The organism is Aurantibacter aestuarii (assembly GCF_003008425.1).
GTDB classification, from domain to species: Bacteria; Bacteroidota; Bacteroidia; order Flavobacteriales; family Flavobacteriaceae; genus Aurantibacter; species Aurantibacter aestuarii.
The window spans coordinates 645,613-660,139 of record NZ_PXOQ01000007.1 but is presented as its reverse complement, the minus strand read 5'-3'; the positions used below and the strand labels follow the sequence as shown (position 1 = coordinate 660,139).

At 33.0% G+C, this 14,527-nt stretch carries 17 protein-coding genes; 7 read left to right on the top strand and 10 right to left on the bottom strand.

The features are described 5' to 3' along the window. Positions 1-29: 29 nt before the first annotated feature. The 3 genes from C7H52_RS04255 to C7H52_RS04245 all read left to right on the top strand — a co-directional run bounded on the left by C7H52_RS04255 (position 30) and on the right by C7H52_RS04245 (position 2,008). Positions 30-386: a hypothetical protein gene (locus C7H52_RS04255; RefSeq protein ID WP_106462643.1), complete on the top strand. Its 357-nt coding sequence runs from the start codon at positions 30-32 to the stop codon at positions 384-386. Positions 387-580: 194 nt separating this feature from the next. Next, positions 581-1,600, top strand: a complete 1,020-nt coding sequence (gene pheS, locus C7H52_RS04250; RefSeq protein ID WP_106462642.1) for a phenylalanine--tRNA ligase subunit alpha — start codon at positions 581-583, stop codon at positions 1,598-1,600. A 12-nt stretch (positions 1,601-1,612) separates the two neighbouring features. After that, a complete protein-coding gene (locus C7H52_RS04245) occupies positions 1,613-2,008 on the top strand; it encodes a hypothetical protein (RefSeq protein WP_106462641.1) in 396 nt (131 codons plus the stop codon). A gap of 1 nt (position 2,009) precedes the next feature. On the opposite strand, the gene C7H52_RS04240 is transcribed toward C7H52_RS04245, so the two are convergent. Together C7H52_RS04240 and C7H52_RS04235 are read right to left on the bottom strand one after the other, a co-directional pair. Next, positions 2,010-2,453, bottom strand: coding sequence for a LexA family protein (locus tag C7H52_RS04240; RefSeq protein WP_106462640.1), 444 nt, complete (start codon positions 2,451-2,453; stop codon positions 2,010-2,012). Between the two features lie 207 nt (positions 2,454-2,660). After that, entirely contained in the window at positions 2,661-5,411 is a 2,751-nt protein-coding gene (locus C7H52_RS04235) for a zinc-dependent metalloprotease (RefSeq protein ID WP_106462639.1), read from the bottom strand. Positions 5,412-5,484: 73 nt separating this feature from the next. Between C7H52_RS04235 and C7H52_RS04230 the strand changes: the two genes are divergently transcribed. Continuing rightward, entirely contained in the window at positions 5,485-5,994 is a 510-nt protein-coding gene (locus C7H52_RS04230; protein WP_106462638.1) for a hypothetical protein, read from the top strand. A gap of 34 nt (positions 5,995-6,028) precedes the next feature. Here C7H52_RS04230 and accC read toward each other — a convergent pair whose 3' ends face one another. The 6 genes from accC to pdxA form a co-directional block, all read right to left on the bottom strand. Continuing rightward, positions 6,029-7,375: an acetyl-CoA carboxylase biotin carboxylase subunit gene (gene accC, locus C7H52_RS04225; RefSeq protein WP_106462637.1), complete on the bottom strand. Its 1,347-nt coding sequence runs from the start codon at positions 7,373-7,375 to the stop codon at positions 6,029-6,031. 88 nt (positions 7,376-7,463) lie between these two features. Further along, positions 7,464-7,958 carry an acetyl-CoA carboxylase biotin carboxyl carrier protein gene (accB, locus tag C7H52_RS04220; RefSeq protein WP_106462636.1) on the bottom strand — a complete coding sequence of 165 codons (495 nt, stop codon included), beginning with the start codon at positions 7,956-7,958 and terminating at the stop codon, positions 7,464-7,466. A gap of 22 nt (positions 7,959-7,980) precedes the next feature. After that, a complete protein-coding gene (locus tag C7H52_RS04215; protein WP_106462635.1) occupies positions 7,981-8,979 on the bottom strand; it encodes a beta-ketoacyl-ACP synthase III in 999 nt (332 codons plus the stop codon). Positions 8,980-9,125: 146 nt separating this feature from the next. Beyond that, positions 9,126-9,329 (bottom strand): 50S ribosomal protein L32, encoded by a 204-nt coding sequence (gene rpmF / locus C7H52_RS04210; RefSeq protein ID WP_106462634.1) that lies wholly within the window; start codon positions 9,327-9,329, stop codon positions 9,126-9,128. Between the two features lie 9 nt (positions 9,330-9,338). Then, the gene (locus C7H52_RS04205; protein ID WP_106462633.1) at positions 9,339-9,878 is read right to left on the bottom strand and encodes a YceD family protein; all 540 of its coding nucleotides are present in this window, start codon (positions 9,876-9,878) and stop codon (positions 9,339-9,341) included. 72 nt (positions 9,879-9,950) lie between these two features. Beyond that, positions 9,951-10,997: a 4-hydroxythreonine-4-phosphate dehydrogenase PdxA gene (gene pdxA, locus C7H52_RS04200; protein WP_106462632.1), complete on the bottom strand. Its 1,047-nt coding sequence runs from the start codon at positions 10,995-10,997 to the stop codon at positions 9,951-9,953. 55 nt (positions 10,998-11,052) lie between these two features. On the opposite strand from pdxA, the gene C7H52_RS04195 reads away from it, so the two are divergent. Next, positions 11,053-11,640: a riboflavin synthase gene (locus C7H52_RS04195; RefSeq protein ID WP_106462631.1), complete on the top strand. Its 588-nt coding sequence runs from the start codon at positions 11,053-11,055 to the stop codon at positions 11,638-11,640. Here the strand turns inward: C7H52_RS04195 and C7H52_RS04190 are convergent. Then, positions 11,637-11,855 (bottom strand): hypothetical protein, encoded by a 219-nt coding sequence (locus C7H52_RS04190; protein ID WP_106462630.1) that lies wholly within the window; start codon positions 11,853-11,855, stop codon positions 11,637-11,639. The two genes, C7H52_RS04195 and C7H52_RS04190, sit on opposite strands and share 4 nt — an antisense overlap. A 116-nt stretch (positions 11,856-11,971) precedes the next feature. Between C7H52_RS04190 and C7H52_RS04185 the strand changes: the two genes are divergently transcribed. Then, a complete protein-coding gene (locus tag C7H52_RS04185) occupies positions 11,972-13,327 on the top strand; it encodes a dihydrolipoyl dehydrogenase family protein (protein WP_106462629.1) in 1,356 nt (451 codons plus the stop codon). A 54-nt stretch (positions 13,328-13,381) separates the two neighbouring features. On the opposite strand, the gene C7H52_RS04180 is transcribed toward C7H52_RS04185, so the two are convergent. Further along, positions 13,382-13,972 (bottom strand): carboxymuconolactone decarboxylase family protein, encoded by a 591-nt coding sequence (locus C7H52_RS04180; protein ID WP_106462628.1) that lies wholly within the window; start codon positions 13,970-13,972, stop codon positions 13,382-13,384. An 80-nt stretch (positions 13,973-14,052) separates the two neighbouring features. Here C7H52_RS04180 and C7H52_RS04175 point away from each other — a divergent pair, with 80 nt between their 5' ends. Continuing rightward, complete coding sequence (locus C7H52_RS04175) at positions 14,053-14,475, top strand: OsmC family protein (protein ID WP_106462627.1); 423 nt, start codon at positions 14,053-14,055, stop codon at positions 14,473-14,475. Positions 14,476-14,527: the final 52 nt, after the last annotated feature.

Genomic DNA, 14,527 nt, shown 5'->3' with positions numbered 1-14,527 from the left:
TAACCTAACTTTGCGACTTTAAAAATGCTATGTCAAGAGATCAAAAACTAAAAGAGCGCTGGGAAGCTGTTATTTCCAAGTTATCACAGCAATTTGCAGATGGAGACACACTAGATTTGGATGCGGTTATTTACTTAATTGGCGTTCAAGAACTGGGGCAATTTGACCGTAAATTTAAAAAAGACCATAAGCTGGATTTAATGCACATTGCTATTTGCAAACTACTCAGTCCTTATGGTTATTATGAAATGGATTTTGTAGATGAAGATGGATGGCCACACTACAAAACCATAGAGGCGCTACCTCATTTAAAAGCAGGAGAACAAAGTATTTTAATGAAAGAAGCAATTGTAAACTATTTTTTAGAAAATAAGTTTATAGATTAAATCATGGCGTTACCCTATCGGGTCGGGCTTTCACGACTCGCTTTTTTTTTTTTAAAAACACTTAATTTAAATATCATAAGGCACAGATAAAACAAAAAAAGAGCTCAAACAAACGCTCAATCCCTAACGCAAATAAAGAAAAAACAGTAAATTTGTATACCATTTTAAGGTACTGAAAAAATTCAGCATTGATTATGATAGATCAGATAAAAGAACTAATTGCAGAAGCAGAAGCATTTAAAGCACAAACTAAAGAAGAGGTTGAAGCCTATCGCATCAAACTTTTAGGGCAAAAAGGGATAGTAAAACAGTATTTTGCTGAATTTAAAAATGTAGCAAACGATCAGAAAAAAGAGTTTGGACAGGTTATAAATACCCTAAAAAAAACTGCTGAAGAAAAAATTAATACCCTTAAAAGTGAACTTGAGCAAAAAGAAGAGGTTTCTCAAAGTAACTTAGATGTATCTCGCCCAGGCGAACCTATAAGTTTAGGAGCAAGACATCCTATTTCTATTGTAAAGAATCAAATTATAGATATTTTTTCACGCATTGGGTTTAACGTCAGTGAAGGTCCTGAAGTGGAAGACGACTGGCACAATTTTACAGCCTTAAACTTACCAGAATATCATCCAGCAAGAGATATGCAGGATACTTTTTTTATACAAACCAATCCAGATATTTTACTACGTACACATACCAGCTCGGTACAAGTACGTTATATGGAAAACAACAAACCACCTATTAGAACTATTTCTCCAGGTCGTGTATATCGTAACGAAGCTATCTCGGCACGTTCACATTGTTTTTTCCACCAACTAGAAGGTTTATATATTGACAAAGACGTTAGTTTTGCCGACTTAAAGCAGACCTTACAATATTTTACCACAGAGCTTTTTGGAAAGTCTAAAATACGTTTAAGACCTTCTTATTTCCCATTTACAGAGCCAAGTGCAGAAATAGATGTGTATTGGGGTCTAGAAACTGAAACCGATTACAAAATTACCAAAGGAACCGGATGGTTAGAAATTGGTGGTTGTGGTATGGTAGATCCAAACGTATTAAAAAACTGCGGTATAGATGCAGAAGATTACTCTGGTTTTGCTTTTGGTGTTGGTATAGACCGTATTGCCATGTTACTTTACCAGATTGGAGATATTCGTCTATTAAGCGAAAACGATGTACGTTTCTTAGAACAATTTAAATCGGCTCTATAAACACTTATTTTTGTGAAAAAAGATATAACAATTCCAGTGATAACAGATGTTTATGTTGCGGTTGTAAATGAGTATAATGACATTTATAAAACACAAGATTGGAACGCTTATATTATTAACGATAAGGACGTAGATTTAGATATGGTCATTATTGTTACCGATGGGTATTCTGAGAAAAAAATGACCTCTGTTTTTAGAAAAAAATTAGATGTTTTACCTAAAAAGAGTTACGCAAAAATTGAGTTAATGCAGGAAGATTTATTTGCATTAAACAACCGTTTTAAAGTCTCCTTTTTTGAAGGAAACACGATGTATGATAAAACCTATGTTTTTAGAAAAAACACCATTAATTTAAAGGCTTTACAAAACATTCCTTTAATGGAGGCTAAAGGTGTTTTAGTTAAATAGCTTATACCTTTTTAATCACGTTAGTTACAATTCCCCAGATAATAAAATTATTGTCCTCACTAATTCTAATAATAGGATAATTAGGGTTTTCTGGTTTTAACCAGATTCCTTCACTGTCTACACGCAAGCGCTTTACAGTAAACTCTCCATCAAGAAAACACACAGCAATTTTATTGTTTTCTGGCTCTACACTTCGGTCTATTACCAGTAAATCATTATCGTCCAATCCGGCACCAATCATAGATTGACCGCTAACTCTAGCATAAAAAGTAGTTTCCTTATTTTTTATAAGTTCATTATCTAAGGACATTCTGTTTTCTGAAAAGTCTTCAGTTGGAGACGGAAATCCTGCAGAAATTCCTGTGTCAAAAAACTGCGCACCGGTAATACTTGTTATTTCTTCTGGTGTAAAAAACACAAGGCTTTCAGACTGAGGCATTATCATACTTAGAAGTTTTAAGGTAGAACGTAAAGTTAAGCTATTTTTTATTAATTAAAAAAGCGCTTTAAAGCGCAAATTTTAATAACGAGCCGTTATTCTATAAACTTAAATTGTGTCTTCTAAGTCAAAGTTAAATCTAACTTCTATTTTGAAAATAAAAAGCCACACTACAAAGTGTGGCTTTTCTAATTATAATAATTAGAAATAAGATTAATTATTAATCATTATCTTTTTAGTTATTTTATTGTTTCCATCTTGCACGCTTATTAAGTACATTCCAGACTGAACTTTACCTAAATTAATAGTTTGTTTTAAACTACCATTAGCATCAAAGTTATTACTAAAAACTTTACGTCCTCTAATATCTAATACATCTATTGAAACCGAATTAGATTTAGCAGAAGATAAACTTACGGTAAACTCACCATTATTAGGGTTTGGATATATTAATAATCCATCATCTTCTAAAGTAAAATCTGAAGTAGATAATACTGGTTCAACAGATGTAGAGCAAATATTAATGGTTGCAGAGTTTAAAGTCGCAATGTTACCGTCACCAATATTTATATCGGTAATTAAATAACGCCAATTCCCTGCTGAATTTTGTCCATCAAAAACATTAAGAGCCTCTACAGGTAATACAGCATCATTATTATCTGTATCTGCACAGTTTGTTGCTGCACCTTCATCATCATAAGATACAATAACTGCATTTTGAGGTCCAACACAAGCTCCCGAAACCATTCTAACTTGAGTGGTGTTAAAAGGCGGTATAACTGCAATAAAAATATCTCCTGAATTATTATGTGTAAGATTTGTTCCTACATTAACATCTGTAATTGTTGCAGAATCTGGAACGTTAATATTAAATACTGTGAATTGAGTATTACTTTCTGGCACTGAAGTATTTGGGTTAATTGTATAATCAACACATTGGTTAACTGTTGTATATGTGTAATTTCCTATTGCGAAGTCTTGAGAATTAATATTAAAGAAAATATTAGTCGCAGCTTCAACCATAACTCTACAATATGGCGCAGTTATATTTGGTACCGTAATTGTGTGTGAACCGTCGTTTAAAGTATTTGTTGCTAATATTGTAGGGTAAGTTAATCCACCATCTGTAGATAATCTAATATTTACATTTGGAGAAGCTGTAACACCTGCATTTGTACCTGCAACATTCCAAGTAATTGTTTCTGTAGTACCAGGAGTCCAAACTATGCTGTTTACAACATTTTGAGAGGTTACTCGAAATGGTCCTGCTGAATTGCTAAAAGTTACAGTCATATTATCTACAGCTGTATTACCTCCTCTAGAGTCGTTGTCTCTAACAGTTAGTCTAAAGTTTTGGGTTCTATTTACAGAAGGTAAAACTTCCCAAGTCGTTCCACCACCATTACTGGTTAGTAAGCTATTTAAATTTGGAATAAATCTTGTTGGATTAGATGTGCCTTCAAAAGAACGCACCATTGGTCCACCTGTGTTTGTGGCTACTGGAATTCCAGAAGCTCCTAAATCATATTGTTCCCAAGTAAATGTATGAGATCCTGTTCCATCTACATCGGTAGAAGTTCCAGTTAGTTTATAAGGTGTAGAAATTGGCACTGTGTAATTAACTCCTGCTTCAGCTATGGGAGCTATATTTCCTGTAACAGATTGATTAGCACAAGTACTTGCCCCACTAAATACGTTATTAAATATTAAAACTAAACTTCTTTGGTGAAAATAAGCATCACTGTTATTTTGTACATTTTGAGGAGCACAAATACCTGCATAAGCCATTATAGTGGTTCCACTTCCTACTTCATAAGCGTTTGATGCAGATCTGTTACCTCCTGCACAATTACCCGCATTACCGTTAAACGTATGCGGCGAGCCATATTGGTGTCCCAATTCATGAGCAACAAAATCTATGTCATAAGCATCTCCTACTGGAGCAGGTAAGCCAGTTATACCTCTTGCTTTATTACCATTAACACATGGTGAATTTAAAGAAGCTAATCCACCGCCTCCAGTACTAAAAGTATGACCAATATCATAATTTGCACTACCAATTGCTCCATCTATTACAGTTTGGCTTTGATTTATTAAAGTTCCTGCGTTATTATTATCAAAACTATCCGAGTTTATAAAAATAATGGCATTATTATTTGCTACTAAAGTCATAGTTATTGACAAATCTCTTTCATAAATAAAATTATTACGCGTAAGAGTAACAACAATAGCATCAAATACAGCTGTTCTTTTTGCTGCTTCTGTACTTGCTGCAGTTAATCCCGCTGCCATCCAATGAAATTGAGAATATTCAATAGTTGTTGCTATAGCAATTCTGAAATTTCTTAAACGCCCATCGTTAGCATTAAAATTAAGTGACTCTGCGTTTGAAAGTCTTTCGTTATCTTCATCTGTATTTTCATAATGACATGTAAAACCGCTGTCTAACGCTGGTAAGTCCTTCTTAGAATAGACAATATAACTTTTTCCATCCTTAGAATAAGGGTCTATAAATTCTGTACCATTTTTTGGAGAATATAACATTGTATGTAAACCTTTATTAGTCACCGAAAAACGGATAAGTGTCCCGGGGTTTTCAATACTTTCTCCTGAATAAGATCTTAATGTTGGATATTGGTTTTGTAAAGCATCTTCCATTACAGAAGCTTCGGTGATTTTAAATTGCTCCAAAACACCTGAAGCGACTGGGAATTTTACAATTAAAGTTGAAGCGCTTCCAACAACACTTCTTTGTGGAGCATTTTGCAACTGCTGCTTTAAACCAATAATATTTAAGTCATAAAACTGAGCCTGAAAAGGCTCTGTCTTTCTAAAGTTAAGCTCTTTTACAGAGACTCTTTCTTTTGTCGTTTTTGTCCATAAACTAGAATTTTGAGCATTTAAATTGAAGCCAAAAACTAATAGTAATAAACAAAGAACACTTTTTAAGTATTTTTTTTTCATAAGTTTACTTGTTAAATTAATATATTAAACTTAATATATTTAATTGGTTTTTAGCAATTTTTAATATTTATATATGAAATATTTAACAATTTTATTGTTTACAGTTTTATTTACTTGTGATTCCGTACAGGAAAATTTGAATGAAAATAAAATAATGTCATCTAACAATTGGTGTCCCGACGACGGTAAGTGTTCGGTTACGAAGTATGAAAACACTAATCTATTTTTAAAAACGGATGAGTTTGGCAATAACTATACTGATACAACTGAGGGAGAAAATATAGTTTTAAAATTTGAATACAAAAGATTGAATACTATAGATGCGGAAGATAGTGATTACACAGAGCTTATTTGGATTGAATTAAAAAATCTAGAAGATTCTTTTTCAGTCTCAAATGAAGATTTAAAAAATTATAATGTTGTATTTACAAGACTTTGTTTTTGTCGAGGTCAGACGGGAAATTACCCTATTAAAAGTGGTAAATTAGAATATAAAAAAGAAAAAGACAACAAGTATATTAAGTTAACATTTAACAACCAAACTGTACCACAAGTTCTAAAATTTGTGGAAACCAATTTATAAAAGAAAAGGCTGTTAAAAAAAACAGCCTTTATTATTATATATCCTTATTCATTTTAAAATCTTCCATGAATTTTGTGGTATAATTACCAGAAACATAATCCGGATGATCCATTAATTGTCTATGAAATGGAATAGTTGTCTTAATTCCCTCAATAACAAACTCATCTAATGCTCGTCTCATCTTACTTATAGCTTCTTCTCTAGTTTGAGCTGTAGTAATTAATTTAGCAATCATTGAGTCATAATTTGGCGGGATAGAGTATCCTGCATATACGTGAGTATCAAGTCTTACACCATGACCACCTGGAGCATGTAAAGTTGTAATCTTTCCTGGTGATGGTCTAAAATCATTGTAAGGATCCTCTGCATTAATACGGCACTCTATAGAATGTAATTGTGGCATATAGTTTTTACCAGAAATCGGCACACCAGCTGCGACTAAAATTTGTTCACGTATTAAATCGAAATCAATAACCTGCTCAGTAATTGGATGCTCTACTTGAATACGTGTATTCATTTCCATAAAATAGAAGTTTCTGTGTTTATCCACCAAAAACTCAACCGTTCCTGCACCTTCATATTTAATATACTCTGCTGCTTTTACAGCAGCTTCACCCATTTTCTCACGAAGTTCGTCAGTCATGAATGGTGACGGAGTTTCTTCTGTTAATTTCTGGTGTCTACGCTGTACAGAACAATCTCTTTCAGATAAATGACAAGCTTTTCCTGTAGAATCTCCAACAATTTGGATTTCAATATGTCTAGGCTCTTCAATAAGCTTTTCCATATACATGTCATCATTTCCAAATGCTGCTTTAGATTCAGCTCTTGCAGATTCCCATGCGGCTTGAAGATTTTCCTCTTTCCAAACAGCTCTCATACCTTTACCTCCACCTCCGGCAGAAGCTTTTAGCATCACTGGATAACCTGTTTCCTTAGCTATTTTTTTACAAGACTCAAAGTCTTTAATAATGCCTTCACTTCCTGGTACACATGGCACACCAGCAGCAATCATGGTAGATTTAGCATTTGCTTTATCTCCCATTCTATCAATCATAGATTCTGAAGCGCCAATAAATTTAATATTATGCTCTTCACAAATTTTTGAAAACTTAGCGTTTTCAGACAGAAACCCATATCCTGGATGAATTGCATCAGCATTAGTAATTTCTGCTGCTGCAATTATATTAGATATTTTAAGGTAAGATTGATTACTAGGCGGTGGACCAATACAAACGGCTTCGTCTGCAAACTTTACATGTAGACTCTCTGCATCTGCAGTAGAGTAAACTGCAACAGTTTTTATTCCCATTTCCTTGCAGGTTCTAATAACACGAAGTGCTATTTCTCCTCTATTGGCAATTAATATTTTTTTAAACATAACTTTTCAAATTAAAAATTTCAAATTCCAAGTACCTAATTCCTCTTTTGGGTTTTGATAGGATTTGTCCATTGGAATTTTTAAAGGGTTATGATGGATCAACTAAAAATAAAGGCTGATCAAATTCTACTGGTGAAGAATCATCTACTAGAATTTTAACCACTTTACCTGAAACTTCAGATTCAATTTCATTAAATAATTTCATTGCCTCAATTATACAAAGTACATCACCCTCAGCAATAGTTTGACCAACTTCTACAAATAAAGGCTTATCTGGAGAAGGTTTTCTGTAAAAAGTTCCAATTATTGGTGATTTTACAGTAATATATTTAGAATCTTCATCTGCTTTAGCAGGCTCAGCAGGAGCACTACTTGTTGGAGCTGCTACTGGTGCTGGCGCTGATGGTTGTTGCTGCATTGACATTTGCGGCATTTGAGTAGCCATAGGAACTTGCTGCACATAAGTAGTTTCTTCAGATCCCGTTTTTATTGTAATTTTAACATCATCTGTTTCAAGCTTTACTTCGCTAGCACCAGATTTTGCTACGAATCTAATTAAATTTTGAATATCTTTTAAATCCATAATATTTAAGTTATTTATTAAATTAGTTAGTGTTATAAGCCCATTTAAGGTAAATTGAGCCCCATGTAAAACCGCCGCCAAAAGCAGCAAAAATTAAATTATCTCCTTTTTTGAATTGTTTTTCAAAATCATTTAATAGTAAAGGTAATGTAGCAGAAGTTGTATTCCCATATTTATGGATATTTTTTAATACTTTTTCTTCCGGTAAATTCATTCGGTTAGATGTAGCATCGATAATTCTCATGTTAGCTTGGTGAGGCACTAACCAATCCACATCGTCTCCTGTCAAATTATTTCTTTGTAAAATTTCTGTACACGCTCCGGCCATATTTGATACAGCATATTTAAATACCGTTTTACCGTCCTGATGTACAAAATGTTTTTTATTATTTAAAGTCTCTAAACTAGGTGGGGTTATAGAACCACCTGCTTCAATTTTTAAAAACTCACGTCCTATTCCATCTGTTCTTAAATACTCATCCTGTAACCCTAAACCTTCAGTATTTGGTTCTAAAAGTACAGCTCCAGCACCATCTCCAAAAATAATACACGTTGTTCTATCTGTATAATCGATAATAGAAGACATTTTATCTGCTCCAATTAAAAGAACCTTTTTATAGCGTCCAGATTCTATATAACTCGCTCCAGTTGATAAAGCATATAAAAAACTGGAACATGCAGCTTGTAAATCATATGAAAAAGCATTAACAGCTCCTATTTTTGAAGCTGTGTATGCAGCTGTAGATGCTACAGGCATATCTGGGGTTGCAGTTGCAACTATAACCAAATCTATTTCTTCTGGATTTATAGACGCTTTTTCTATTAAATTTTGAGCAGCATTAATAGCAAGGTAAGACGTTCCTTCGCCTTCTTTTTTTAATATGCGTCGTTCTTTAATTCCCGTTCGAGAAGTAATCCATTCATCATTGGTATCTACCATAGTTTCCAAAACTTTGTTTGATAAAACAAAATCTGGAACATATCCTCCAACAGCTGTTATAGCAGCACTAATTTTACTCATTTTTAAGTGTTTTAGTATAAAAACAACCTTTTTAAGCCCGTTTTTTACAAATAACAGTGCAAAATAAGTTGTTTTTAACTTAAAGAAAAATTAATCACAAAAAAAACGCTCACAGAGGAGCGCTTATTTATATGCATGCATAATAGTTATGCTGCGTTTTCTTCTTCTACAGAGTTATCAATAACAACTTGACCTCTGTGATATAATTTACCTTCAAACCAATGAGCTCTATGGTATAAGTGAGCTTCTCCTGTTGTTGGGCAAGTTGCTACTTGTGGAGCAACTGCTTTATAATGTGTTCTTCTCTTATCTCTTCTTGTTTTCGAGATTTTTCTTTTAGGATGTGCCATTTGATGTATTTATTTATCCGTTAATAGTTTTTTTAAAGTATCCCAACGCGGGTCTGTACTGTCTTTTTCTTCAATAATATCTTTCTCTTTTGGACTTAATTCGTCTAATTTTTCTAAAATTTCCGATTCTAAAGTACCATCTTCAACACCTGGATGAACTCGTTTAGCAGGTAGTGCTAAAACAATTAATTCATATACGTATTGCTGTATGTTTAATTCATATTCACCATGTGGCAAAATAAGAATATCTATGTTTTCATCGTTAAATTCTTGACCAAATTTTACCACAAGCTGCATATCATTAATGATATCTTGATTGTATGCTTCATTGGTTACATCACAATTTACATTAACATAACCACTTGCTGTAAAAGACAACTCCATTAGAGTACTTTTTTTATCAAGCTCCATGATTACTTTTACTTCAGCCGAATTAAAATCGTCAAATCCAAAAAAATGTAGGAACGTATCGTCTATATCAAAATTGAAATAATGTTTTCCAGCTTTTAAACCCACAAAAGGGATTATAAATTCTTTTAAAGACTTCATTATCACATCTATTTTGAGCCTGCAAATATATAATTTTTTATTTAATTAAAACTTTTATAAACATTTTTTTGTTTATATCTTTTTCTTGCCTGTTTTTAAAGGGTCAGCAGTAAGCTCTTGATATTCTTTGCGATTATTAAAGATTTTTATCCCTTCAAAGATTGCTTTCTTCATGGAATTAGCATTTGCAAGACCTTTTCCTGCGATATCATAAGCTGTTCCATGATCTGGTGAAGTACGAATTTTATTTAATCCTGCTGTATAATTAACACCTTCCCCAAATGAAAGTGTCTTAAAAGGAATTAAACCTTGATCATGATAAGATGCAATTATGGCATCAAAATTTTTATAATTATCTGATCCAAAAAAACTGTCTGCCGCATAAGGTCCAAAAACTAGTTTTCCTTCTTTTTTAATTTTTTCTAAAGCTGGTCTCAATACTTCATCATCTTCTTTACCTATCACTCCATTATCGCCATTATGCGGATTAATACCTAAAACCGCTATTTTTGGTTTGGAAATCTGAAAATCGGCTTGTAAACTCTCATAAACTGTCTTGATTTTATTCTGAATTAGTTCTGAAGTAATATGACTAGATACTTCTTTTACAGGAACATGATCTGTTAATAAACCCACTCTTAAACCATCATTTACCATAAACATTAAAGCCCGACCTTCTAACTGTTCATTTAAATAATTGGTATGACCTGGAAACTTAAATGCATCAGACTGAATGTTATATTTATTGATGGGAGCTGTTACTAAAACATCAATGTGTCCGTCTTTTAAAGCTTTAGTTGCAGCAGTAAAAGATTCTATAGCAACCTCTCCAATTCTATTGTTTTCTTCTCCAAAATTAATTTCAAAATCGTCTTTATAACTTGTAATTACATTAATTTTTTGTTCAGAAATTTGGTCAAATTCTTTAGCATAAAAAAAGTGCATTGAAAATTTAAAATGCTTTTTAACGAAGTTTAAAGATTTTTGTGAGCCAAAAATAACTGGTGTACAAAAATCAAGCATTCGTTTATCTTCAAAAATGGATAGTATAATTTCCAATCCTACACCATTTAAATCGCCAACAGAAAACCCTACAACTATATTTTTATTATTATCCATGTATTATTTTACTAATGTTTGTAATTTTACAAGGCAAATTTAATCATTTAATTTCATGTTTACGGGGATAATTGAAACACTTGGGGAAATAAAGACCTTAGAGAAAACAGATTCTAATCTTAATTTAACCATACACAGTAATATTACTAATGAACTTAAAATAGACCAAAGTGTAGCCCATAATGGTATATGTCTTACTGTAGTTCGTATCGATGATAGTAATTATACTGTTACGGCAATAAATGAAACTTTAGAAAAGACAAATTTAGGGGAACTAAAAAAAGGAGACAAAGTTAACTTAGAACGTGCAATGAAATTAGGGAGCAGGTTAGATGGACATATTGTTCAAGGTCATGTCGACCAAGTTGGCACATGCACTGCTATTAAAAATGAGCAAGGAAGCTGGATTTTTACTTTTAGCTATGATGCGGCATTAAAAAATGTCACTATAGAAAAAGGTTCAATTACTGTAAACGGAACAAGTTTAACTGTAATAAATTCTAAAAAAGGGGAATTTAGTGTCGCTATTATTCCTTATACTTTTGAAAATACTTTATTTCACAGCTATAAAGTTGGAACAAAAGTTAATCTAGAGTTTGATGTTATTGGAAAGTATGTAAAAAGACTTACAGAAATGTATTAAGCGTTACTTTTTCTAAATTTCTTTATAGTAAAATAAGCGCCAAAAATTAAGCCTGCAATTATTAAAATCAAAATACTACCGTCTATTGGCAAACCAGGACCAGATGGTGGTGGTTGTAAAGGCGGCGGTGGTGGGTTACCACCTCCAATCTGTGCTTTACTAATCACTGAAGTTAATAGTACACAAAGGGTCAAAAGATTTTTAATACTTTTCATAATTTGGGTTCAAATCAGCTGTAAAAATAGAAAAAAAAATTTTGTAACAAAATTTTAAGACTAATTAATCTAAAATGAACGTTCTTAAATCTTTAAACCGTTAATAAAACTGTTGAATGGAAAAATATGATGTTTTTGTAATTGGAACTGGAATTGCGGGTCAAACTGCAGCAAAAATTTGTTGCGAAAATGGTCTTAAAGTGGCCATTTGCGATAATCGGGAATTTGGTGGCGTTTGTGCTAACCGAGGTTGTGACCCAAAAAAAGTACTTATCCAATTTTCTGAACTTTTGGATTATAGCAGACATTTAAAAGGTTTAGGAATAGAAAAACTTCCAAAAATTAACTGGAAAGCAATTCAAAAATTAAAATCTAAATTTACCTCTAAAGTTCCAGAGTCCACAGAAAAAAATCTGACTCAATTAGGCATTGATATATATCATCAATCTCCAGAATTTATTGACAAGAACACCATTTCTGTTGAAGGTAAAAAAATTACCGCATCGTATTTTGTTATTGCCAGCGGAAGAGTCCCAAGAACACTTCATATAAAGGGTGAAAAACATTTAAAATTAAGTGATGACATACTTAATTTAGAAAAACTACCAAAAACAGCAACTTTTATTGGCTCAGGTTATGTAGGTATGGAGTTTGCGTGTATGCTAAATACTTTAGGCACTAAAGTTACAATCATAGAAAAAGGCCCTAAAGCTTTAAAAGCTTTTGATGATTATCTGGTTAATCTACTCGTTAAAAAATTAAAAAAGGATGGAATTAATTTTATTTTTAATGCAGATGTTTCACGAGTAGAACGACTAACCAAAAATTACAGATTACATTATTCTGAAAATGGAGAACATAAGGCACTAAAGTCTAGACAAGTTTTCAATACTGCCGGACGGGTGCCTTCTACAGATGTACTTCAGCTTCAAAATGCAGATATCGAAGCATCATCTAAAGGTGTAGACGTTAATGAGTTTATGCAAAGCACCAGCCAGTCTCATGTTTATGCTTGTGGCGATGTGTCCAGTGCCTCTTTACCACTTACGCCACTTTCTGGCTTGCAAGGTTATATTGCGGCCAATAATATTATTAAAGCTAAATCTAAAACTTTTAGTTATCCACTAGTGCCTTCTACCGTTTTTACCTCGCCCAATTTGTCTAGTGTTGGACTAAGTGAAGCCGATGCGAAAAGCCGATACAAATCGGTTAAAATTTATCAAGGTGATGCTACAGATTGGTACAATGCACGAAAACAAAATGCCAAAATTTACGCGTATAAAATTCTAGTTAACGAGCGTACCGATGAAATTTTAGGAGCCCATTTATTAAGCACTGAAAGTAACGAGTGTATTAATATTTTAAGCATGGCTATAACTCAAAAAATGACCACTGCACAATTTAAAAAACAAATTTTTACCTATCCATCGTACACCAACGATTTAAAAGCAATGCTTAAAAAAGAGGATTAAAAAAAGCCTGAATAATTTCATATTCAGGCTTTTTTATATAAACAATAACGGATTTTAAACGTGTTTACCTACCTCAAAACCATGTTTCCCTAAATATTGGTTTCCGCTATCAATAGCATCACTTTCTAAAGTGGTTCCCATAGAATCGTTCCAACGATTTAAGTAACCAAAAAGTGAAATAACACCTAACATTTCTACTATTTCGCCTTCTGTCCAATGTTCGTGTAAACGTTTTTGAATATCTGCATCTACTGCGTTTGGTACTTGACTTGCCGCTAAACTAAAATCTAAAGCCGCACGCTCAGCTTCATTAAAAGCAGGATGCGTTCTGTATTCCCAAATATTATCCAGTTGCTCTTGCTCTGCTCCATAACGTTCCGCAGCTCTAATGGCGTGCGCTTGGCAATATCTGCAACCTGTAGCGTTACTACTAACCCAGGCAATCATTCGTTTTAAGGCAGAAGTCACCTTACCTTCATTTGCCATAACCGCTTTATTCAAATTAATAAAAGCTTTGCTAATGGCAGGTCTACGTTGCATAGTTAAAACTGAATTTGGACAAAAGCCTAAGGTCTCATTAAAAAATTCGGCCAATTCTCTGGTTTCCGGGTCATGTTCTGCACTTAATGGTGTTACTAATGGCATTTATTTATATTTTTAAGGTTATATATAGTATTTTTGGAATACTTAAATTTACTCTACAAGAAACAAAAAAATAGTTACACATGACAAATCAAATCACTACAACTTGGCTAGGAAATATGAAGTTTGAGAGCACCAATCCTTCTGGGCATAATTTGTTTATAGATGCTGGTGCCGAAAATGGTGGTAATGATGAAGGTTACCGTCCAAAAGCCCTGATGCTTTCCGGTTTAGCGGGTTGTGCAGGTTTAGATGTGGCGTCCTTAATTAAAAAAATGAAATTAGATGTAGATACGTTTAAAATTGAAATTGAAGCGAATTTAACTGAAGAACATCCAAAATATTATGATAAAGTTGAGATGAATTTTCACTTTTACGGAAACCATTTAGATGAAAAAAAATTACAAAGAGCAGTAGATTTATCTGCTGAAACTTATTGCGGAGTGTTAGAAATGTTTCGTCAATTCGCAGCGGTTACTATTCAAACTTTTTATCACAAGAACTAACACTTTTTTAAACTGAATTGAGTTCAGTAGTATTCATCTTTTCAATTAAAAT

What these genes read in the sequence shown, in the direction of transcription:
- C7H52_RS04195 (WP_106462631.1), top strand. Translation starts at nt 11,053, where the DNA reads ATGTTTACGGGGATAATTGAAACACTTGGGGAAATAAAGACCTTAGAG.
- accB (WP_106462636.1), bottom strand. Translation starts at nt 7,958, where the DNA reads ATGGATTTAAAAGATATTCAAAATTTAATTAGATTCGTAGCAAAATCT.
- pheS (WP_106462642.1), top strand. Translation starts at nt 581, where the DNA reads ATGATAGATCAGATAAAAGAACTAATTGCAGAAGCAGAAGCATTTAAA.
- C7H52_RS04235 (WP_106462639.1), bottom strand. Translation starts at nt 5,411, where the DNA reads ATGAAAAAAAAATACTTAAAAAGTGTTCTTTGTTTATTACTATTAGTT.
- C7H52_RS04175 (WP_106462627.1), top strand. Translation starts at nt 14,053, where the DNA reads ATGACAAATCAAATCACTACAACTTGGCTAGGAAATATGAAGTTTGAG.
- C7H52_RS04190 (WP_106462630.1), bottom strand. Translation starts at nt 11,855, where the DNA reads ATGAAAAGTATTAAAAATCTTTTGACCCTTTGTGTACTATTAACTTCA.
- pdxA (WP_106462632.1), bottom strand. Translation starts at nt 10,997, where the DNA reads ATGGATAATAATAAAAATATAGTTGTAGGGTTTTCTGTTGGCGATTTA.
- C7H52_RS04215 (WP_106462635.1), bottom strand. Translation starts at nt 8,979, where the DNA reads ATGAGTAAAATTAGTGCTGCTATAACAGCTGTTGGAGGATATGTTCCA.
- C7H52_RS04185 (WP_106462629.1), top strand. Translation starts at nt 11,972, where the DNA reads ATGGAAAAATATGATGTTTTTGTAATTGGAACTGGAATTGCGGGTCAA.
- accC (WP_106462637.1), bottom strand. Translation starts at nt 7,375, where the DNA reads ATGTTTAAAAAAATATTAATTGCCAATAGAGGAGAAATAGCACTTCGT.
- C7H52_RS04180 (WP_106462628.1), bottom strand. Translation starts at nt 13,972, where the DNA reads ATGCCATTAGTAACACCATTAAGTGCAGAACATGACCCGGAAACCAGA.
- C7H52_RS04240 (WP_106462640.1), bottom strand. Translation starts at nt 2,453, where the DNA reads ATGATAATGCCTCAGTCTGAAAGCCTTGTGTTTTTTACACCAGAAGAA.
- C7H52_RS04205 (WP_106462633.1), bottom strand. Translation starts at nt 9,878, where the DNA reads ATGAAGTCTTTAAAAGAATTTATAATCCCTTTTGTGGGTTTAAAAGCT.
- C7H52_RS04255 (WP_106462643.1), top strand. Translation starts at nt 30, where the DNA reads ATGTCAAGAGATCAAAAACTAAAAGAGCGCTGGGAAGCTGTTATTTCC.
- C7H52_RS04230 (WP_106462638.1), top strand. Translation starts at nt 5,485, where the DNA reads ATGAAATATTTAACAATTTTATTGTTTACAGTTTTATTTACTTGTGAT.
- rpmF (WP_106462634.1), bottom strand. Translation starts at nt 9,329, where the DNA reads ATGGCACATCCTAAAAGAAAAATCTCGAAAACAAGAAGAGATAAGAGA.